This window comes from Flavobacterium sp. NRK F7, assembly GCF_024054195.1.
Lineage (GTDB): Bacteria > Bacteroidota > Bacteroidia > Flavobacteriales > Flavobacteriaceae > Flavobacterium.
In genome coordinates, this window is record NZ_JAMXLB010000001.1 from 3,039,711 (window position 1) to 3,060,008 (window position 20,298).

General features: G+C 30.6%; 19 protein-coding genes. 12 read left to right on the forward strand and 7 right to left on the reverse strand.

Annotation, left to right across the window (positions count from 1 at the left end; all coding sequences use genetic code 11):
- Positions 1–9 precede the first annotated feature (9 nt).
- The gene (locus NHF47_RS13705) at positions 10–1,032 is read left to right on the forward strand and encodes a M28 family metallopeptidase (protein ID WP_252765466.1); all 1,023 of its coding nucleotides are present in this window, start codon (positions 10–12) and stop codon (positions 1,030–1,032) included.
- A 53-nt stretch (positions 1,033–1,085) separates the two neighbouring features.
- On the forward strand, positions 1,086–1,469 hold the full coding sequence (locus NHF47_RS13710; protein ID WP_252765467.1) for a VOC family protein: 384 nt from the start codon (positions 1,086–1,088) through the stop codon (positions 1,467–1,469).
- 1 nt (position 1,470) lies between these two features.
- Here NHF47_RS13710 and NHF47_RS13715 read toward each other — a convergent pair whose 3' ends face one another.
- A complete protein-coding gene (locus NHF47_RS13715; RefSeq protein WP_252765468.1) occupies positions 1,471–2,430 on the reverse strand; it encodes an ion channel in 960 nt (319 codons plus the stop codon).
- A gap of 98 nt (positions 2,431–2,528) precedes the next feature.
- On the opposite strand from NHF47_RS13715, the gene NHF47_RS13720 reads away from it, so the two are divergent.
- Positions 2,529–3,293 carry an NYN domain-containing protein gene (locus NHF47_RS13720; protein ID WP_252765469.1) on the forward strand — a complete coding sequence of 255 codons (765 nt, stop codon included), beginning with the start codon at positions 2,529–2,531 and terminating at the stop codon, positions 3,291–3,293.
- Positions 3,294–3,345: 52 nt separating this feature from the next.
- Here NHF47_RS13720 and NHF47_RS13725 read toward each other — a convergent pair whose 3' ends face one another.
- A complete protein-coding gene (locus tag NHF47_RS13725) occupies positions 3,346–6,342 on the reverse strand; it encodes a T9SS-dependent choice-of-anchor J family protein (RefSeq protein WP_252765470.1) in 2,997 nt (998 codons plus the stop codon).
- A gap of 233 nt (positions 6,343–6,575) precedes the next feature.
- On the opposite strand from NHF47_RS13725, the gene NHF47_RS13730 reads away from it, so the two are divergent.
- The 7 genes from NHF47_RS13730 to NHF47_RS13760 all read left to right on the forward strand — a co-directional run bounded on the left by NHF47_RS13730 (position 6,576) and on the right by NHF47_RS13760 (position 13,478).
- Entirely contained in the window at positions 6,576–7,442 is an 867-nt protein-coding gene (locus NHF47_RS13730; protein WP_252765471.1) for a LytTR family DNA-binding domain-containing protein, read from the forward strand.
- Between the two features lie 131 nt (positions 7,443–7,573).
- Positions 7,574–8,680 carry an acyltransferase family protein gene (locus NHF47_RS13735; protein WP_252765472.1) on the forward strand — a complete coding sequence of 369 codons (1,107 nt, stop codon included), beginning with the start codon at positions 7,574–7,576 and terminating at the stop codon, positions 8,678–8,680.
- 435 nt (positions 8,681–9,115) lie between these two features.
- A complete protein-coding gene (locus NHF47_RS13740) occupies positions 9,116–9,754 on the forward strand; it encodes a hypothetical protein (protein ID WP_252765473.1) in 639 nt (212 codons plus the stop codon).
- Positions 9,755–9,985: 231 nt separating this feature from the next.
- Entirely contained in the window at positions 9,986–11,473 is a 1,488-nt protein-coding gene (locus NHF47_RS13745; RefSeq protein ID WP_252765474.1) for a PAS domain-containing sensor histidine kinase, read from the forward strand.
- On the forward strand, positions 11,470–11,868 hold the full coding sequence (locus tag NHF47_RS13750; RefSeq protein ID WP_252765475.1) for a response regulator: 399 nt from the start codon (positions 11,470–11,472) through the stop codon (positions 11,866–11,868). Before NHF47_RS13745 ends, NHF47_RS13750 begins: the two co-directional genes overlap by 4 nt.
- Before the next feature lie 203 nt (positions 11,869–12,071).
- Entirely contained in the window at positions 12,072–12,590 is a 519-nt protein-coding gene (locus NHF47_RS13755) for a hypothetical protein (RefSeq protein ID WP_252765476.1), read from the forward strand.
- Between the two features lie 204 nt (positions 12,591–12,794).
- Entirely contained in the window at positions 12,795–13,478 is a 684-nt protein-coding gene (locus NHF47_RS13760; protein WP_252765477.1) for a hypothetical protein, read from the forward strand.
- 36 nt (positions 13,479–13,514) lie between these two features.
- Here the strand turns inward: NHF47_RS13760 and carB are convergent, their stop codons facing one another.
- Together carB and rpmH are read right to left on the reverse strand one after the other, a co-directional pair.
- Complete coding sequence (gene carB / locus NHF47_RS13765; RefSeq protein ID WP_252765478.1) at positions 13,515–16,367, reverse strand: carbamoyl-phosphate synthase large subunit; 2,853 nt, start codon at positions 16,365–16,367, stop codon at positions 13,515–13,517.
- Positions 16,368–16,626: 259 nt separating this feature from the next.
- Positions 16,627–16,788 carry a 50S ribosomal protein L34 gene (gene rpmH, locus NHF47_RS13770; protein WP_008464848.1) on the reverse strand — a complete coding sequence of 54 codons (162 nt, stop codon included), beginning with the start codon at positions 16,786–16,788 and terminating at the stop codon, positions 16,627–16,629.
- Between the two features lie 164 nt (positions 16,789–16,952).
- On the opposite strand from rpmH, the gene NHF47_RS13775 reads away from it, so the two are divergent.
- Positions 16,953–17,468, forward strand: coding sequence for a DUF2892 domain-containing protein (locus NHF47_RS13775; protein WP_140998703.1), 516 nt, complete (start codon positions 16,953–16,955; stop codon positions 17,466–17,468).
- A gap of 55 nt (positions 17,469–17,523) precedes the next feature.
- Here the strand turns inward: NHF47_RS13775 and NHF47_RS13780 are convergent, their stop codons facing one another.
- Together NHF47_RS13780 and NHF47_RS13785 are read right to left on the reverse strand one after the other, a co-directional pair.
- Positions 17,524–18,426 (reverse strand): lytic transglycosylase domain-containing protein, encoded by a 903-nt coding sequence (locus NHF47_RS13780; RefSeq protein WP_252765479.1) that lies wholly within the window; start codon positions 18,424–18,426, stop codon positions 17,524–17,526.
- Positions 18,427–18,429: 3 nt separating this feature from the next.
- Positions 18,430–19,101, reverse strand: coding sequence for an alpha/beta hydrolase (locus tag NHF47_RS13785; protein WP_252765480.1), 672 nt, complete (start codon positions 19,099–19,101; stop codon positions 18,430–18,432).
- Between the two features lie 202 nt (positions 19,102–19,303).
- Between NHF47_RS13785 and NHF47_RS13790 the strand changes: the two genes are divergently transcribed.
- Complete coding sequence (locus tag NHF47_RS13790; RefSeq protein WP_252765481.1) at positions 19,304–19,585, forward strand: N-acetyltransferase; 282 nt, start codon at positions 19,304–19,306, stop codon at positions 19,583–19,585.
- Between the two features lie 45 nt (positions 19,586–19,630).
- On the opposite strand, the gene NHF47_RS13795 is transcribed toward NHF47_RS13790, so the two are convergent.
- Positions 19,631–20,239 carry a hypothetical protein gene (locus NHF47_RS13795; RefSeq protein ID WP_252765482.1) on the reverse strand — a complete coding sequence of 203 codons (609 nt, stop codon included), beginning with the start codon at positions 20,237–20,239 and terminating at the stop codon, positions 19,631–19,633.
- Positions 20,240–20,298: the final 59 nt, after the last annotated feature.

Below are 20,298 nucleotides of genomic sequence, written 5' to 3' on the forward strand. Positions count from 1 at the left end.
CCTTATCAAATGAAGAAAAATATAATTTCTGGTGGATTACTAACCTTACTTTTAATAAGTTGTAATGCTGTACCTAAAGCACAAACAGAAGCAGACGTAACTAAATACATGAATACAATTACTGCACCTGAATTAAGTACCCATTTACACATTGTAGCTTCTGACGAAATGGAAGGTAGAGATACTGGAACAGAAGGTCAAAAAAAAGCAGGAAAATATTTAATTGAACAATATCAAAAAAGTGGTATTTCTTTTCCAGCAAAAGCTGAGGGTTGGTATCAAAAAGTACCTTCTGAATTCATGGCGAAAGGATTTGCTCCCAAATTAAATGATTCTGAAAATATTTGGGCTTTTATTGAAGGTTCTGAAAAACCAAATGAAATACTTGTCGTATCTGCTCATTATGATCATGTAGGTACAAAAAATGGTGAAGTTTACAATGGTGCTGATGATGATGGTTCAGGAACGGTAGCTCTTTTAGAAATTGCACAAGCATTCGCAAAAGCTAAAAAAGACGGTTATGGTCCAAAACGTTCCATACTATTTCTTCATGTAACAGGTGAAGAACATGGACTTCATGGTTCAAGATATTATTCAGAAAACCCATTATTTCCATTACAAAATACTATTGCCGACATTAATATAGATATGATTGGCAGAAGAGATACTCTACATCCAGATACTAATAATTACGTCTATGTAATAGGTTCAGATCGTTTGAGTTCTGAACTACATACTATTAATGAAGCTGCAAATAAAAAATACACCCATTTAGAATTAGATTACAAATACAATGATCGTAATGATCCTGAAAGAATTTATTATCGCTCTGATCATTATAATTTTGCTAAAAAAGGTGTTCCAGCTATTTTCTTTTTTAATGGAGTGCATAAAGATTATCATATGGCTTCAGATACACCTGATAAGATTGAATATGATGCTTTAGCAAAAAGAGCACAATTAGCTTTTACTTTAGCTTGGGAACTTGCAAACAGAGAAGAAAGAATTGTTGTAGACAAAGACGGGAAATAATTATAAAAACCTATAAATCCTCATTAACGCAATGAGGATTTATTTTTTACATTATGCTAAATAAAATACATCATATTGCTATCATTTGCAAAAATTATGAAATATCAAAAAAATTTTATGTCGATATTTTAGGACTTACTGTCATTAATGAAACTTATCGGGCAGAAAGACACTCTTATAAATTAGATCTAGCTATTGATGATATATACTCCATAGAATTATTTTCATTCCCAAATCCTCCTGAACGTCCTTCTCGTCCAGAAGCAACGGGTTTACGACATTTGGCTTTTGAAGTAGATAAATTAGAAACCATCATTAAGCATTTAGAAAAATTCAAGCTAACGGTGGAACCCATTCGAATAGATGAAATTACACAAAAAAGATTTACTTTCACTCAAGATCCAGATGGATTACCTATTGAGTTTTACGAAAAATAATTTATGGCAAAGTTACTTTTTCAAATGAATTTAGCTTTTGCAAATCTAAAATAGTAACACTATCGTCCTCATTTTGATTATACATAATATTAAATTTCGCTCCATATACTACTTCTTTAAAAATATAGGAAGTTCGTTTAACTAAATGCGTACTATAAATATCATCAAAAACTTTAATAAAAACCAATATCTCTCCATCTATAGAACCATAATCTTGTGCTGTGAAATTGTATAACGGACTTTTCTCAGTAATGGGGTGTACCAAAGTCCAACTTAGCGTTAATGCATTTACTTTATCCAATTCTAAGGGCAATTGATAAAATTTATTGACCATCTTTCCATTTTCTTCTATACTCAATCCTAGTGTTACTCTAGCTTCTGCGTCTGTTAAATTAACATTTTTAAAAGGAGTCATTCGAAACATTAATGCGGTACCGTTCTCGTAAGGAGCAATAATTGCATTTTCAGAAAACTTAATATAGGCTTCGGGTTTACTAAATCTTCCAAAAAATAAACCTGTAGCAATAGCAAAAGTAAGTAGACCAGTTAATGCTTCTACTGAAGAAACAAAACTTGCCCAAAACCCTGTTGGGTTAATATGTCCATAACCAACCGTTGTAAAAGTTTGTACACTAAAAAAAAAGGCTTGACCAAATTTTTCTGTGTTATTAGAAGCTATAATTCCATTTAAATGTTCCACACCTATATAATAATAGATTGTAGCAAAAAATAAGTTCGCTAGAAAATAAAACAAGATAATGATACCAAAAAATTGCCATCTAGGAATAGTAAGCATAAAATGATGCCAACTGGTTCGTTCTAAAAAACCAATCCCCTTTTTTCTAACATTTGCATCACCATTCTTATTTACAAATCGTCCTCCATAATTGGATGCACTTGTTCCAAAACCTGAAGAATCAATCGTTTTTGCTTTATTATTGATAGATTTAAATAACGCCATATTTTTTACAATAAGTCTTTATGCTTTTCAAAGGTAATATTTATTATGCTTACTCAATCATTTGTAGTACATTTACTATGACAAACAAAAGTGAAAAGATGGAAATAAAAAAAGACTTAAAATTAGCTGTTTTAATTGATGCGGATAATGTTCCCTATGCGAATGTAAAAGAAATGTTTGAAGAAATTGCTAAATATGGAACACCAACCTTTAAAAGAATTTATGCAGATTGGACAAAACCAACTGTTTCAGGCTGGAAAAATGTCTTATTAGAAAACGCTATAACCCCAGTTCAACAATACAGTTATACTGTTGGCAAAAACTCTAGTGATAGTGCTTTGATTATTGACGCTATGGATATTTTGTATACTGGAAAAGTAGATGGTTTTTGTATTGTTTCTAGTGATTCCGATTTTACAAGATTGGCCACCCGATTACGTGAAGCTGGAATGACCGTAATAGGTATTGGGGAAAAGAAAACTCTAAAACCTTTTATCACAGCTTGTGATAAATTCATTTACATTGAGATTTTGAAAAAAGACGATTCCGATAATCCAATTGAAACTTCATCTAAGAAAACAACCAAAAACACTTCTACCAAGAAAAAAACACCGCTTAGCAAAATTGATCCCAAAATAATACAGTTGTTCTCAACTAGTATAGATGATTTAGAAGATGAAAATGGTTGGGCATTTTTAGGAGACTTAGGTAATTTGATTTTAAAAAAGAAAACAGATTTCGACCCGAGAAATTATGGTTTTAGTAAACTTTTACCATTAATTAAAAGCATGCAAAAATTTGAGATTGATGTACGAGAAACAAATAATCCTAATGTTAAACACATTTACATCAGAAAAAAATGATACTAAAAAAGCCTTTAAAATAATTTAAAGGCTTTTTAGTTTATAAAATTCTTTATTTTTTAATTACTTTCACACTTTGTATCTTACCTTCAATGGTTACATTTATAATATAAGCACCAGATTGCAAATGAGACATATCGACTGTCATTTCCTTTTTCAAGTTTTCTTCTTTTTCGATTAAAACCTGACCTAATAAATTAATTACTTGTAATTTACTTGCTTCCGAAGTTAATTCTAAATTTAAAAGTGAATTTACTGGATTTGGAAAGAACTTAATTGTATTGGTGTCCAAAAAATCCGGATTAGCAAGATTTATAGAAGGATACTTGATACTTGCAGCAAAAATATTTACTATTCCTGTACCAGAGTCTTTTTGAAAATCTACATAAGTAAATGTTTTTTCTTGGTTCGCTGGATCAATATTTATAGCTAGCTCATAAATTCGTGGATTTCCAGCAGGATTCTCTATAGCATCTGTATTCGTGTTTACTCTTCCAATACCAGATACCGCAATGGGCAAACTAGTTTGATTGTACCAATCAGGAATTAACGTAGCTGGAATAATTTGATTAGAACCATCGTCAAAATGAATTGTTCCAGAAACAGTACTAGAACCACCTCCAGATGTCACTAGAAAGTACAGTATTTCTGCATTAGAAATAGTATCAAAACCTAAAGTACCACCATTAGCAGCCCCATTAGTATCTATTCGTAAAACATTATTCCCTTCGTAAGGATTATTTAATGGATTTATTTTAAATACAAGTCCAGGTACACTAGCACTATTAATTATACCATTTGTCGGTAATCCAAAAGTCAAATCTGAATCAGGAGCATTCAATTTAAAATCTCTCGATAATAGAACAAAATTACCACCATCGATACTATTTGTAGTAGAAGAAGCAGAAGGACCTATACCGTTAGCAATAACATCTTCATTTAAACCTGTGAAAATTTCCAATTCAGTATATCCACCAAAAACAAAAGGACCTGCCCAAGGACTAAATCCAGTATTATTATCACAAACTGTACGCACATAAAACTCCGATACAGTTCCTGATGGATAAGTAGCATTATACGTTACACTTGAAACTACTTCGCCAGATACAGGTTCTCCATTCCCATATTCCTGAACAGCTATTTCCCATTCTGATCCAGCACCAGCATCCCATGATAACACAGCAGAGGTATAGGTGATATTTGAAGCTGAAAGATTTGTTGGCGCGTCACATATAGGTGTTCCTAAAGTCTTTAAATCATCAATAAATAAATAATATTGATCTGTAGAAATAGCTTGAATAGCAACATATATGGTTTGACCAACGTATGCAGAAAGATCGTATGTATATTCTGTATATGTAGTTGAAGGCCCCACATTTGAAGCTAATACATCTGTAAAATCGGATAATTGATTTCCTGTTGTAGAGACCAAAACATTAAATCGATCAATATAAGTCGCACTGTAATTTCGAGACCAAAAACTAATTATATCACTTACATTAGCAGTTACTGTAAAAGGTGGTGTAATTAAAAGGTCGTTGTGTGCTGTTCCACTATAAGTTATTCTAGCAAATTTAGTTCCAGAATGTGGATAAGCTGGAAAATTACTTTGTACTGCCCAAGTATTTGCGTCACCGCCATTAATTAAAGACCAACAATTAGGAATTGCTCCTGTTGCAGTACTTTCAAAATCTTCATTCAAACTAGTTACCACAGAACAAGCAGTTACAAAAGTATACAATGTCCATGCACTGTAGCCATTTGCTCCACAATTAGCTCTTACATAAAAATCGTAGGATGTATTTGACATTAAACCAGATAGGCTACCTGTTGTAGCCATTGTTATCGTATTTCCCATAGTTGGTTCAGGACTTCCAGAAGCTAACACTACATATTCCCATTCTGTTGCTGTTCCAGCATCCCAACTGAATACAGCCTCACTGGTTGTAATTCCAGCAACTCCAAGATTTGTAGGTGCTTCACAAGCTACTGCAGTAGTAAAAGTATAAGGACCTGCCCAAAAACTATAGCCACCTCCAGAGCAAGCCGTTCTTACATAAACATCATATGTTGTTTCAGGATTTAAATTTGAAAAATTATATGTATTTGTTGTACTTGCGTCTCCAGAAGCAGGTATTGGATCACCAGTATTTACTATTGCAACCTCAAAAGCATCACCAACGTTGGCTCCTGTCCAAGAAATAGCCGCATCAAAAGCAGTAACTGTTGTAGCGTTGATATTTGATGGTCCAGAACATTCAGGCACTAATTTTCCACTTACCGCAAAAAGGTTAAAGACACCACCACTACTCTTTTCAACGGTTATACCAGAAACAATTTTGCTTTGATTAGCTAGATCAATAGCTAAATCCAGTTGATAAATTCTTGGGTTATTTGTTGGGTTTTCCAAACCATTATCTAACCTACTCCCTCTACCTATCCCAGAAATTATAGTAGGTAAAGCATTAGAATTAAACCAATCAGGAATAGTTACACTAGTAAAAACTTGAGAAGAAGCATCTGTAAAATTAACAGTAATAATAACACTAGAAGCACCACTTCCTGAGGTTACTGCTAAATACAAGTTTTCAAAAGACTCTAATTCGGTAAAGGTAATCGTCGATAAACCAGAAACTCCGTTATCTTGAATTCGAAGTGAATTATTTGAATCATAAGGAGCCAAATTGAAGAACAAATCGCTATTATTTACAGCTAAAACACCATCTGTTGGCAATCCATAAATAGTTGGAGTTGAACCTGATGTAATTTGTGTTCCTTGAGCCAAATAGCAAAAATTAACACCATCCACGTCATTGGTAGTTGTTGTATTCAAACTTCCAACCCCATTTGCAATAACGTCCTCATTAAATCCATTTACGGTTAAAGCCATGTAGCTGGCAGGATCATAAATTACATTTTGGATAGCATTTTTACTTTTTGGCTTTTTAGGTTTAGAACCTGAAAAGACTAAAAAAGGAAAAGATAAACTTAGCAGTAATAGGGTTTTACACCAAACACCCCAAAAACTAGAATAATTTTTTTTCATCATATTTGTAGTTACTCATTTGTCTAGTAAATATATAAAAAAAATAAAAATATATTTTTTTTAGAATTTTATTTAGAAAAAATCAAAAAATGAAAATAAAAAATGAAAATAAAACCAATAAAAGCGAAAAAAAATAAATAATACTCAATCTTTAAAAACAAAATAATTTTATACTCCATTTGCTTTAATAAAAGCTAAACAATAAATTAGCACTACCTATTTTCAAACTACTTCACTTGAATGACTTTATAAAATATTTAGAACAACCTTATCTTTATTACTATAAAGGCAAAAAATTAGTTCAAATTAGCTTACTAATTTTTGCTTTAGGATTTTTTTTTAATTACGTAATAGAACCGTTTGAAATTAATTATGATGAATTAAAATTAAAAGTTTGGATTGTTGCCTTTATTCACACTATTGTTCCCTTAGTAATTCTATATTTATTAGCACAAATAAGCAATCAATACTCTAAGACTACTGAAAATTGGACTGTAAAGAAAGAACTTCTTTTTATTTTTATACTATTATTACTTACAGGTATTGGCAATTATTCACTACGAGACATCTTGTACAACAATCCTTTTAATCATTCAATCAACTATTTATTTGAAGAAGTATTCAATACTCTTGTCAGTGGTTTTTTATTAGCTTTTAGTGTTATTTCTGCTAATTTAAATATTCAATATATCAAAAATAGTGAACGTGCCTCAGAATTGAATTTAAAATTAAAAGAACATCCAAAAATTATTTTAAAAAACGAAATTGAAATTGAAACCGAACTTAAATCGGAAACTTTTAAATTAGCAGTCTCATCCTTTATTTTTGCTAAAGCGGAAGGTAATTATATTGAGATTTGGACAAAGGAGGGTGCCAAATCGAAAGCCTCAATAAAAAGAATGAAATTGAAAGAATTTGAAAAAGAGTTGACCAATTTCTCAGAAATCTGCAAAACACATCGTTCCTATTTACTTAATATAACTTATATAGAAAATGTAAAAGGAAATGCACAAGGTTATAAAATAAAATTAAAAAATTGTGACGAACAAGTTCCAGTTTCTAGGAACTATTTAGCTTTATTCAATGACAAAATAAATCAATAGTACTTTTGCTTTGTACCAAAAGGGCAAGTATTTCATACCACTTTTTGCATTCCATCACAAAAACTTGACATTGATACCAAATCTTTTGACCCTTTGTTTTTTAAGCTAAAATTTGCAAAAAAAACAAAAAAATGGAAAGACGTTACGATTTAGATTGGTTACGAGTTTTAGCTTTTGCGCTACTTATTTTTTATCATATAGGAATGTTTTTTGTTCCATGGGATTGGCACCTTAAAAACAATATAATTTATGAGTGGATTATGTATCCCATGTTATTTTTAAATAGATGGAGAATGCCCTTACTGTTTATAATATCTGGAATGGGAGCTGCCTTATCTTTAAGAAAGAGAACAAGTATTCAATTCACTAAAGAACGTTTCGTTCGTTTATTACTTCCCTTACTTTTTGGAATATGTATTATTGTTCCTCCACAAATATATATAGAACGCCTATCCAATTTTGAATTTTCAGCTTCCTATTTTGAATTTTGGCCAACTGAATCCTTCAAAGGAACCTACCCTAAGGGAAACTTGAGTTGGCATCATTTATGGTTTTTACCTTACATACTAACCTACTCATTACTTTTATTACCAATATTTCATTATTTAAAAAGAAAACCAAATTGCAGATTATTACAATTGACCTCCAAAAGAATACCTTCAAAATATGGTGTTTTTCTATTATTAATACCATTATTCTTAATGGAATGTTTTTTAGATCCTTTCTTTCCAATAACTCACGGTTTATTTGATGATTGGTTCAATTTCTTTTACAATCTTGTTCTTTTCCTTTATGGTTTTATTTTTATCTTACAACAAGAACTATTTTTTAATACCGTAAGTTCATATTATAAAACTTATTTTAAAATTGGATGCATTACTTTTCCACTATTTTTATTTATTATTAGTTATGCTGATGGTTGGCAACGTCATTTTATTGAAGCAACAGTAAATCAAATCAATATGTGGACTTGGTTATTATGCTTTTTTGGAATGTCGGCACAATTTTTAAATAAGAAGAGTAAACTTATTAGTTATTGCAATACAGCTGTCTATCCATTTTATATATTACATCAAACCATTATCATTATTGTTGCCTATTATTGTAAAGATAAAGATTGGTCATTTGTAACTAAGTTTTTATTTATCACACTCACTACATTTTTAATTTGCTTTTTGTTATATCATTTTATAATTCGAAAAATGAAATTACTAAAAATAATGATGGGGGTTAAGTAAAAATACGAATATTCTTACATAAAAATTTTGCAAAAACATTTTTTTAAAGAAAAATTCAATCCTTTTTTCTTGCAAAATAGCTCCTAAAAAGGATGTTTTTTTAGCTTAAAAAAAACATCAATTTCAGCTCAATTTTTCAATCAATCTGCGTTTTTTTTAATGTAGCAAATTTGCAACAAAATTACATTATATGCAATTTAAATAAACAATTATTGCATATAATGTAATTTTAATTTTCGAATACTAACTTTAAAACATTTTAAAAAACACTGTAAATCAAACACTTAAAAGCCTTCAAAAGTAAATTTAAGTTTAAAATCAAAATTGATATTTTTACAATTTTTGATTACAATTTTTTAACATTTATTTAACTTTTCAGTTGTTGCACGTATCATAAATACAACTAATTTTGCCGAAAATTTTAGAACATATTTTATGCGAAATTTATCCCTAATTCTAGCTTCATTTATCACATTAGTTTCTTGTACGGTTGAACCTCTTTCTACTAATGAAAATGTTTCACAAAATGAAACTATTACAAATTCAGAAAACGTACAGTATTTGACTACTGAAATTATTCCTAATTTCATGACTGCAAACATCAATGGTGTTCAGTTTAACAATCTTAAACCAATGGATTATGTCGATGCAAGTACGAATCAAGTTAAAATCGAAACCTACACAACAGAAGGTATAAATTATAAATACTTATTGATTCAAGGTTCTAATACAACTATGAATGCTGTTGCTAGTAACGAATCATTAATCATTAACTTAAGAATACCTCAAAGCCAATGGTCAGCTGGTACTTATGACTTAGTTAGCGAAAATGCAACCATCATGAACGGAAGCAACAGTAGCATCGGTTTTTATGATTTAGGAAGAGGAAACAAAACAATATCAGTTGAACAAGGTAGTATTAGAGTAACTGATTTTGATATTGCAGCTAAAAGAATTAAAGGAAATTTCAATATTACATATTATTTAATAACAAATAATAACATAATAGAAGGGCCATTTACACTTACTAATGGTACTTTTAATTATGAATTAGATGATCCATATTTCCAATAATACATTTGAATTAGTTAAAAATTAAAAGCCTCATTTTTTTGAGGCTTTTTTTATGGACGCAAAAAACTTAAGAATTTTCGTCGAAAAAAGACTGAGAAATTTTGCAGTTGAAATCTTTTGTAATAAATTTACTGAATAGCCTAAACTAGTTTTCACTATAATTAAGAACTAAGAAGGCTAAAAAAACAAGCTCATTTCACCTATCTACACATAATACTAACATAATTGCCCATGGAGAAAATAGCAGACTATAAGTATGCTCTCGATGAATCGTCAATTATTGCTATTACCGACCAAAAAGGAATTATTACACACGTTAACGATAACTTCTGCAAAATTTCTAAATATTCTACCGAAGAACTCATTGGCCAAGACCATCGGATTATTAATTCGGGTTATCATTCGAAAGAATTCATTAAAGAACTTTGGAAAACCATAGCCCATGGTAACGTTTGGAAAGGAGAGCTTAAAAACAAAACTAAAGACGGTTCCACCTATTGGGTAGACACCACCATTGTTCCTTTTTTAAATCAAGAAGGAAAACCCTATCAATATGTGGCCATCCGCTCTGATATAACCGAACGAAAAGAGGGAGAAGAAGAATTAAAAAAAATACTCAAAGAAATTTCAGATTATAAATATGCCTTAGATGAATCGGCTATTGTTGCTATTACCGATCAAAAAGGAATTATTACACACGTTAACGATAACTTCTGCAAAATTTCTAAATATTCTACCGAAGAACTCATTGGCCAAGACCATCGGATTATTAATTCGGGTTATCATTCGCAAGAATTCATTAAAGAACTTTGGAAAACCATAGCCCATGGTAACGTTTGGAAAGGAGAGCTTAAAAACAAAGCTAAAGACGGTTCTACCTATTGGGTAGACACTACCATCGTTCCTTTTTTGAATCAAGATGGAAAACCCTATCAGTATGTGGCTATTCGCTCCGATATTACCGAACGAAAAGAAGGCGAAGAACAAATTAAAGTCAACAATATTAAAGCGATTGAACATGCTCAAATTTTAGAACTCAAAAATACCCAACTTGTCGATTTCTGTAATATTGTATCGCACAATCTCAGAGCACCTTTAATCAATATTGCCATGTTAGTTGATTTTGTAGAACAAAGTAAAGATGAAGAAGAAAAAAGTGAAGCATTAGCAAAAATAAAACCTGTTGTAAATCATTTAATGGATGTTTTTAATGAATTAGTGGAATCCATTCAGGTGAAACAAGATACGGAAGTAGATGTGGACACTATAATTCTAGAAGATTGTTTGGCGAAAATATTACGCGGATTTGAAACCCAAATTGAAGAATATGACGCTCAAATTCATATTGATTTGTCAGAAGCCAATTCCATTTATTTTCCACCAAAATACATCGATAGCATTCTATCCAATTTGATTAGCAATGCGCTGAAATACAAATCGCCACACAGAAATCCTGTCATACATATCAAAACTCAAAGAACCGAACAAGACTCCGTAATATTATCAGTTGCTGACAATGGTTTAGGTATTGATTTGATCATGCATAAAGACCAAATTTTTAAAATTCGAAAAACCTTTCACAAACATCCAGATGCAAAAGGATTTGGCTTATTTATGACAAAAACACAAGTAGAAGCCATGAATGGTAAAATTTGGGCAGAAAGCGAACCTGAAAAAGGGACAACATTTTTTATAGAATTTAAAAAACTACAATCATGAAGCATATCAAAAACCTGACACTAGTAGATGACGATGATGTATTTGTTTTCTTAACCAAAAAAACCATTGAACAAACCCATTTGGTTGACTTAATTCGTGTGTTTAATAATGGTATGGACGCCTTAAACTTCTTAAAAGAGAACAAAGATAATATCGTGGAATTACCTGAAATTATTTTTTTAGATTTAAGTATGCCCATCATGAATGGTTGGCAATTTTTAGAAGAATACACCAAACTAAATCCTTACATTGGTAAAAAAATATCGATTTATATTTGCTCTTCTTCTATTTCTCAAGATGATATTACACGTGCCAAAGCGATTAATGAAGTAACCGATTATATCATTAAACCCATTGCTAAAACCAAATTAATTGATCTGATAAAGAATTTATAAAAACTGTAAAACAAATTATAATATTTTTTACTTTTATAATACTCATCACTTTTTCAAGTGACAATAGGTATCATGAAGAACATAAAGAAGCAATCAATAGTTAAACAGAATTAATTAATATCAGATAAAGAGAAACTATAACCTGTACAAGCCTAGTTGTAGTTCCAATTCTAGCTGTGCACTGGTTTAAAAAACGTTTATAGATGCAGGACAAACCACATATTGGACTTGTTCAAGTTGTAGCAGTACTTGTACAAAGACAACAACTGTTCAATTGTAAAATGAAAAAAAGTAAGTTTATTTTATTATTATTAATTTGTACAACACTAGCATTCTGTAAGGCTAAGAAACATCCTATTTATAGTACTAAAAAAACAAAAATAGCCACAAGAATCAATAGTGATTACCTTTTTGTGATTGACACCATTCAATATAAAGATACTATAGCCAAGAAAATATTTTCAGAAAATTCACAGGTTTTCTTTAATAAAATTGAAATTTGTAAAGGAATTACGTTAGAGCGTCTAAAGCAAGAATATTATTTTCTAAAATTAACCGATTCAAAAAAAAATGTAGTCACTGTAAGACATTTAATAAAAAAAGAAAACGATTTATTTTTTAGCAATGACACCAATTTCGATTCTTATTATGTTAGTTGTGCAGGTACATTAAATCTATGTCCTCCTAATTTATATATTGACGAACATTTAGAAAAAAACTGAATTTGTTCAGATCAAATGGGAGTTTGCTCAACAGATACTCTAAATTGCAGAATTTTCAAAACAATACTAATTGAATAATAGTCTCAATCTAAAATAATTTTTAGTTTCAATCCGAATACTCCCTTTAATCAAGCATTAGTTTGTTGAATATTTGCATATTAAATAACTTTGACTAACTTTATTCTAATTGCAAAAAATCAACAAATGAGTAAAGTAGTATCACATTTTAAAAAAATTATAAACAGAATTAATTCAATATGTGATACATACCAACCTTTGCTACAATCAATAGGATTTATGTTAGGGTTATATTTAATTTTTTCTACTTATCAAAGTATTAATATTTCTAACGAACAATTAAAGATTGCATATGAAGAATTAAACATAATCAAAAAACAAGAGATACAAAAACAATTACCAATTTGGGAATTTGAAGTTAATGATTCTTTGTCTTTTGCAAATTTAAAGCCTTTTTCTCCTGATGTAAAATTGGAACAAGCTACTGCATACTTTTCAAAAAAACTTTTTTATGACAAATTAACTAAATGGAAAATTGACCAGCCTAAATTCAATTTAAATTTATCTGCATTTAAATCTTATGCAACAAAATTTATTTTAGAAAATACAAAATATTCAGACTCAACTTTAAGTGTTGGAATGAGAAATGATTTTCCGATAGGGTTAGAAATTAACTATGTTCAATTTGGTGAATTAAAAAACATTTATGCAATTTTCACAATTCAATACACTTCTGTTAGAACTTCAAAAAACTATGTATCTATTCACGTAGACGGAATAAGATTTAATAGATATATTTATAATGATGAAAATCTTATGAATGAACTTGATCAAATTATAGAAAATAATTATTATGGCTTTAAATATTAAAACAAAAAATCCCAACGTTTCCGTTGGGATTTTTTCTTATTTACTTAAATACATTTTTCTTCTCGAATACAACTCATAGAATTGATCGTCTTTTAAATCATCAATAAACAAGATGCTTTCACCCGTAGATTTCATTTCTGGTCCTAAGGCTTTGTTTACATTTTTAAACTTACTAAAAGAGAAAACCGGTTGCTTAATTGCATAGCCTTTCAATTGCGGATTGAAAGTAAAATCGGTTACTTTATTATGACCTAACATCACTTTAGTCGCATAATTTACATAAGGTTCTTGATAGGCTTTCGCTATAAAAGGTACTGTACGAGAAGCTCTCGGATTGGCTTCAATGATATATACCGTATCGTCTTTAATCGCAAATTGTATGTTAATTAAACCAACCGTTTTCAATGCAATCGCAATTTTCTTGGTATGGTCTTTTATTTGTTGCATCACAAATTCCCCTAAGTTAAAAGGTGGTAAAGTAGCATTACTATCTCCTGAATGCACGCCACATGGTTCAATGTGCTCCATAATTCCTATGATGTACACATTTTCACCATCACAAATGGCATCTGCTTCAGCTTCGATAGCTCCATCCAAATAATGATCCAACAATAATTTATTTCCTGGAATCGATTTCAATAAATCAATAACGTGTTCTTCTAATTCTTGTTTGTTAATTACAATTTTCATTCCTTGACCTCCTAATACATAAGAAGGACGTACGAGCAATGGAAAATCTAGTGAATCAGCCAATTGAGACGCTTCTTCTGCACTTTCTGCAATACCAAATTTTGGGAAAGGAATTTGTAATTCGGTCAATAAATTAGAAAAACGACCTCTATCTTCTGCTAAATCTAAAGCTTCAAATGAAGTTCCAATGATTTTTACACCGTGTTTTGATAATTTTTCTGCTAATTTTAAAGCGGTTTGACCTCCCAATTGCACAATAACACCTTCTGGTTTCTCATGCTGAATGATATCATAAATATGTTCCCAAAACACAGGTTCAAAATACAATTTATCTGCCGTATCAAAATCAGTCGAAACGGTTTCCGGATTACAGTTAATCATAATGGTTTCATAACCACATTCTTTAGCAGCTAAAACACCGTGAACACAAGAATAATCGAATTCGATTCCTTGTCCAATTCGATTAGGTCCCGAACCTAAAACAATTACTTTTTTCTTAGCAGTTACAATACTTTCGTTATGCACATAACGCGTTCCATCTGCCTTTTCAATTTCAGCTTCAAAAGTAGAGTAATAATACGGAGTTAAAGCCTTAAACTCAGCCGCACAAGTATCTACTAATTTATAAACGCGATTTATTTTTTGATCCTGACGTAATTTATAGACTTGGCTTTCCAAACAACCCATCATGTGCGCAATTTGTCGGTCACCGTATCCTTTTTGTTTCGCCTCTAACAACAATTCTCTTGGAAGTGTATCTACTTTATAATTAGCAATTTCTTTTTCTAAGTGGAATAGTTCTTCATATTGTTTCAAGAACCACATATCAATCTTCGTGATTTCATGAATTCTGCTTAACGGAATTCCCATAGCAATGGCATCATAAATCACAAACACACGATCCCAACTCGCATACGTTAGTTTCTCTATGATTTGTTCGTAATTTTTATAGCCTTTACCATCAGCTCCTAATCCATTTCTTTTAATTTCCAAAGATTGTGTCGCTTTATGCAAGGCTTCTTGAAACGAACGGCCAATTCCCATTACTTCTCCTACCGATTTCATTTGTAAACCTAACGTTCGATCTGAACCTTCAAATTTATCGAAATTCCAACGAGGTATTTTTACAATTACATAATCCAACGTAGGTTCAAATAAAGCTGAAGTTGATTTGGTAATTTGGTTATGCAATTCATCAAGGTTGTATCCCAAAGCTAATTTTGTTGCAATTTTAGCAATTGGATAACCTGTTGCTTTAGAAGCTAAAGCCGAAGAACGAGAGACACGCGGATTAATTTCAATTGCTACAATGTCTTCTTTTTCATCAGGAGAAACTGCAAACTGAACATTACAACCACCTGCAAAATTTCCGATAGCACGCATCATTAAAATAGCCATATCACGCATTTTCTGATACGTTCTGTCTGATAAAGTCATTGCTGGTGCAACGGTGATACTATCTCCCGTATGAATTCCCATTGGATCCATATTTTCAATAGTACATATAATAACTACGTTATCGTTTTTATCACGTAGTAATTCTAATTCATATTCTTTCCATCCTAGAAGTGCTTTATCGATTAACACTTCGTGAATTGGAGACATTTCCAAACCATAGGTTAGTTTTTCGTCAAATTCTTCTTTTGTATGCACAAAAGCAGCTCCTGTTCCTCCCAATGTAAAAGAAGGACGAATTACTAAAGGGAAACCAAATTCTTGTGCAATCTCTTTTCCTTTTAAAAAGGAATTTGCAATTTTAGCAGGTGCTGCGCCTACTCCTAATTCTTGCAACAATTGTTTGAATTGTTCCCTGTCTTCGGTAATATTAATCGCATTAACGTCGACACCTATCATCTTAACATTAAAATCTTTCCAAATTCCTTTTTCATCAGCTTCTATACATAAATTTAACGCAGTTTGACCACCCATAGTTGGCAAAACCGCATCAATTTGTGGATGTGCTTTAAGAATTTCAATAATAGATTTTGTAGTTAATGGTTTTAAATAAACATGATCTGCCATTGTTGGATCTGTCATGATTGTTGCCGGATTAGAGTTGATCAGAATAACTTCTAAACCTTCTTCTTTTAAAGAGCGAGCTGATTGCGAACCTGCATAATCGAACTCACACGCTTGACCAATTACGATAGGACCTGAACCTATAATTAAAACCGATTTAATAGAATTGTCTTTTGGCATTGTGTAGTTATTGTTGTGTAGTTATATTATTTATTGTTGTTGTCGTTTTTAAAAAAGTCTTGATGTAAGGCAATCATTTGAATGGTATCAAAATTAAAAAGATTATCTCATATATTTTTATTTTTTCTATGATTACCTTAATAATCAGATTATAATAACCTTATTTTTCAAAACGTTGCTACTTTTCTCACGAAAAGATTAAAAAAAAGGTGTTACTAAAAAATAGTAACACCTGATATTGTTGCTTGGTAAAAGAACATTATTTTTTATGTCTAGGTTCGCTAGAAACAGTCAATTTGTGTCTTCCTTTAGCTCTTCTACGAGCAAGCACTTTTCTTCCGTTTGCAGAAGCCATTCTATCCATGAAACCGTGCTTGTTTCTTCTTTTTCTTTTTGATGGTTGAAATGTTCTCTTACTCATTGCTTGTATTTTTAAAATCTATAAATAAAATCGAATTTTTAACTCTTGGTTCCCTTTTTGTAAAACCGAGTGCAAATATACAAAGTCTTTTTTCAATAGCAAGTACTTTTTTAAAAATATTTTTAATTGATTTTATTACCTTTGCAACACTTAAAAAAATAATTATGTTCAACAAAAATATTAAATTAGTTTTAGCAGGTTTAATCATTGCGTTTGCAGTCTATCAATTTACTGAAGGTAATATCGGAAATGGAATCTTCTTATTATTGTTATCTACAATTTTTATCTTTTTATATTTCAAAAATGAGATGATTTTATTGGCTTTCCTAAAATTGAGAAAGCAAGATATGGATGGCGCTAAAAAATGGTTAGATAAAATTAAGAATCCAGAAAGTGCTTTAGTAAGAAAACAACAAGGATATTACAACTACTTAAATGGAATAATGGTTTCACAAACTAATTTAACACAAGCAGAGAAATTTTTCAAAAAAGCGGTAGAATTAGGTTTATCTATGGATCAAGATTTAGCTTTAGCAAAATTACAATTAGCGGGTATTGCCATGACTAAAAGACGTAAAATGGAAGCTAATAACTTGTTAACGGAAGCCAAAAAGCTAGACAAACACGGCATGCTAAAAGACCAAATTAAAATGATGAAAGAGCAAATGAAGAAAATCTAACAATTTCTTCTTTCGATACATTAAAAAAGCACTCGTTTAGAGTGCTTTTTTATTATTAGTTTTCTATTTTACTATATCCTTCCGTAGGAATTGCTATTGTATATTTTTTTCGCGCTTTATTAGGCAAGGATTTATCTCTCAACCAAGGATTGTGAATTTTCAAAATTTTGTAGTTTATTCCTTGAGCTAAAGCAAAATCAGCCAAATCAGTTACTGTTGAATCAATTTCAATTTTTTTAACGGGTATTTCAGAATACAAAGCATGTGTTGGAATTTCAAAACCATACTTTTGTGGATTTTTCATAATTTCTTTTAAAGCTAGAATACGATACACATAACGTGCTGTTTCTTCGGTCAGTAAAACATCATAATAACTCGTTACTTTTTGAGATTCCAACTGTTTTTGCACACCAGCCATACCTCCATTATAAGAAGCAGCAGCTAACGTCCAATTTCTACCAAATTTTAAATACGCTTCTTTCAAGTAATCGCAAGCAGCTTGTGTAGATTTTTCCAAATCATAACGCTCATCAACAAAATCATTTACTTCCATTCCTTTTTCTTTAGCCGTTGTGGGCATAAATTGCCAAACCCCTCTTGCACCTGCTGGAGAAACAGCATTTACCAAACTACTTTCTATAACTGCTAAATATTTGAAATCATCTGGAATACCATTTTTAGCTAAAATAGGTTCTATAATTGGAAAAACCTTATTGGCTCTCTTAATAACTAAAGTGGTATTGGTATGGTAATTAATATTGGTTACCATTTCTCGATCCAACCGCTCTTGAACATCTGCCATGTAAGTGGGTACTACTTCCTGAGCAAAATTCATTTGTGTTGGGTAATCTACATGGGCAATTTGTACAACATTACTTTTCGTAGCATAAATAAATAATCCGCTTACTGTAATTACAGCACAAATTAAAACAATTCTTTTTACTACATCCTTCTTCATAATTTATGTTTTTTCAATTGGGTTTATAATTTTAGGCAAATTTTCATTTAACCATTTGTATTTATTAATAATCATAATGTGCGTTCCTCCTTTTACAATTATTGCATTTTTTATATTTTGGATAGGAAAAACGGAATCAGAATCACCATGAATATGGATTACTTTTTCATCTGCTTTGTCTCTAGACCATAAAATTACGTTTTCTATGGCCCAATCCAAATATTTTTTATCACGAACACTTAAATATTTTTCATATAATTTGAGTCGGCTTGCAATAATGTTATCTCCAAAGGCATATTTAACTAACAATTCCACATTCGATAACAAACTAGTAGGTATCAATTTATAGGCCAAAGTTTTTTTCGCAATTTTCATTCGACTTGGCATTTCTTTATTGGTCTTTACACTAGAAATGATAATTGTTTTTCTAGTTTCAATATGCTTGCTCATTTCTTGTACCAAAATCCCCCCAAAAGAAACCCCAATTAAAACCGGTTCTTTATGCTTAATTTCCTTTGTCATTCGCAATGCATATGCTTCTAGAGACTCTTTTGGCTTTGGTACAAACCATTCTAAAAAATGCATTTCGAAGGCATCTTCAGGTAACTTAATATTTTCAAATATAATAGAACTTGCAGCCAAACCAGGCATAAAGTAAACAGGTATTTTTGACATGTAAAGCGTAATTATCTTTAAGAAAACATAAATGTACTAAATCTATTGTAAAATAGGTGTTATTTAACATATCTGTACAGAAAATCTTAAAAGTTAAAATTATTTGAATTTGATTATCAAATCGTTAACTTTGCATTGTATAATTTTAGCAATTGGATAAATCTTTACAGATTGTTAAATTTTAATTTTAAAGCATTAACCAATGGAAATTAAAGACAATGAGTTGTTAAGACAATTTGAAACTATTACTGATGATGGATTAGTATCTATCGAATATTCGTTACAAGAACGAAAGATTTTTTTGACAAAATTTTGCGAAAACGAAAATTCGGATGAAGAATTACACGAAGAATTCATTAAAAATGTACTATCTATAGCAGAAGACCGAAAATTAAAAGTTGTTCCAACGCATCTCAAACTCATCAAATTTTTTAGAAAGAATCGAAAATACCAAGACATGTTGCCTCCTGGTATTAAAATATAAAAAAGACCTCAATTGAGGTCTTTTTATTTTATAAGTCATGAGTTTTTAGATTTCTTCTAATACAATAACCTTCACTTCTCCTTTTACATTCAAATCATGATCTGAATCGTTGTCTAAAGCGGATACATCAAATGAGAAAGAAAATTTTAATTCATTCGTAGCATCGTTAAAACTATAATTTGAAATTTGAATATTTGTATTTGGACTTGTAGTATCATAACTATCTGAAAGCACAAAATATTTTAAATCATCACCTACTACAGCAAAATTTTCAATTCGAAATGAATTTAATTCTAATGCTTCTGTAGCCAATCCTGCATCAGTTACATTCAAACTAAAAGATACTGTAGATTCTTGAAATACATCATCAGGCGAACTTAAATATCTTAGAATATTGAAAGTTAAATCACTTCCGTTCGGTTGCACAGAATTACTACTACTATAATCGCTTCCTTCAACTGAAGTAAATTTAAAAGCTGTTGTTTTAGAAAACGACACATCATCTGGTCTTACACCTGTTAAAGTAAGTTTTACGTCACCAAATTTGACTAATTCTTCAAATCCAACGCCATCTTTACCATCTTCTACCGAACAACTTGTTACTACTAACATCGAAAAGCAAACTAAAAAGGCTTTCATTTTTTTTGTAATCATTTTATTATATTTGTTTATTATTTGGCTGCAAATGTAGAGTCTTGAAAATAAAAAAAATC

What these genes read in the sequence shown, in the direction of transcription:
- NHF47_RS13785 (WP_252765480.1), bottom strand. Translation starts at nt 19,101, where the DNA reads ATGTCAAAAATACCTGTTTACTTTATGCCTGGTTTGGCTGCAAGTTCT.
- NHF47_RS13790 (WP_252765481.1), top strand. Translation starts at nt 19,304, where the DNA reads ATGGAAATTAAAGACAATGAGTTGTTAAGACAATTTGAAACTATTACT.
- NHF47_RS13715 (WP_252765468.1), bottom strand. Translation starts at nt 2,430, where the DNA reads ATGGCGTTATTTAAATCTATCAATAATAAAGCAAAAACGATTGATTCT.
- carB (WP_252765478.1), bottom strand. Translation starts at nt 16,367, where the DNA reads ATGCCAAAAGACAATTCTATTAAATCGGTTTTAATTATAGGTTCAGGT.
- NHF47_RS13710 (WP_252765467.1), top strand. Translation starts at nt 1,086, where the DNA reads ATGCTAAATAAAATACATCATATTGCTATCATTTGCAAAAATTATGAA.
- rpmH (WP_008464848.1), bottom strand. Translation starts at nt 16,788, where the DNA reads ATGAGTAAGAGAACATTTCAACCATCAAAAAGAAAAAGAAGAAACAAG.
- NHF47_RS13705 (WP_252765466.1), top strand. Translation starts at nt 10, where the DNA reads ATGAAGAAAAATATAATTTCTGGTGGATTACTAACCTTACTTTTAATA.
- NHF47_RS13725 (WP_252765470.1), bottom strand. Translation starts at nt 6,342, where the DNA reads ATGATGAAAAAAAATTATTCTAGTTTTTGGGGTGTTTGGTGTAAAACC.
- NHF47_RS13780 (WP_252765479.1), bottom strand. Translation starts at nt 18,426, where the DNA reads ATGAAGAAGGATGTAGTAAAAAGAATTGTTTTAATTTGTGCTGTAATT.
- NHF47_RS13795 (WP_252765482.1), bottom strand. Translation starts at nt 20,239, where the DNA reads ATGATTACAAAAAAAATGAAAGCCTTTTTAGTTTGCTTTTCGATGTTA.
- NHF47_RS13755 (WP_252765476.1), top strand. Translation starts at nt 12,072, where the DNA reads ATGCAGGACAAACCACATATTGGACTTGTTCAAGTTGTAGCAGTACTT.
- NHF47_RS13750 (WP_252765475.1), top strand. Translation starts at nt 11,470, where the DNA reads ATGAAGCATATCAAAAACCTGACACTAGTAGATGACGATGATGTATTT.
- NHF47_RS13735 (WP_252765472.1), top strand. Translation starts at nt 7,574, where the DNA reads ATGGAAAGACGTTACGATTTAGATTGGTTACGAGTTTTAGCTTTTGCG.
- NHF47_RS13775 (WP_140998703.1), top strand. Translation starts at nt 16,953, where the DNA reads ATGTTCAACAAAAATATTAAATTAGTTTTAGCAGGTTTAATCATTGCG.
- NHF47_RS13720 (WP_252765469.1), top strand. Translation starts at nt 2,529, where the DNA reads ATGGAAATAAAAAAAGACTTAAAATTAGCTGTTTTAATTGATGCGGAT.
- NHF47_RS13745 (WP_252765474.1), top strand. Translation starts at nt 9,986, where the DNA reads ATGGAGAAAATAGCAGACTATAAGTATGCTCTCGATGAATCGTCAATT.
- NHF47_RS13740 (WP_252765473.1), top strand. Translation starts at nt 9,116, where the DNA reads ATGCGAAATTTATCCCTAATTCTAGCTTCATTTATCACATTAGTTTCT.
- NHF47_RS13760 (WP_252765477.1), top strand. Translation starts at nt 12,795, where the DNA reads ATGAGTAAAGTAGTATCACATTTTAAAAAAATTATAAACAGAATTAAT.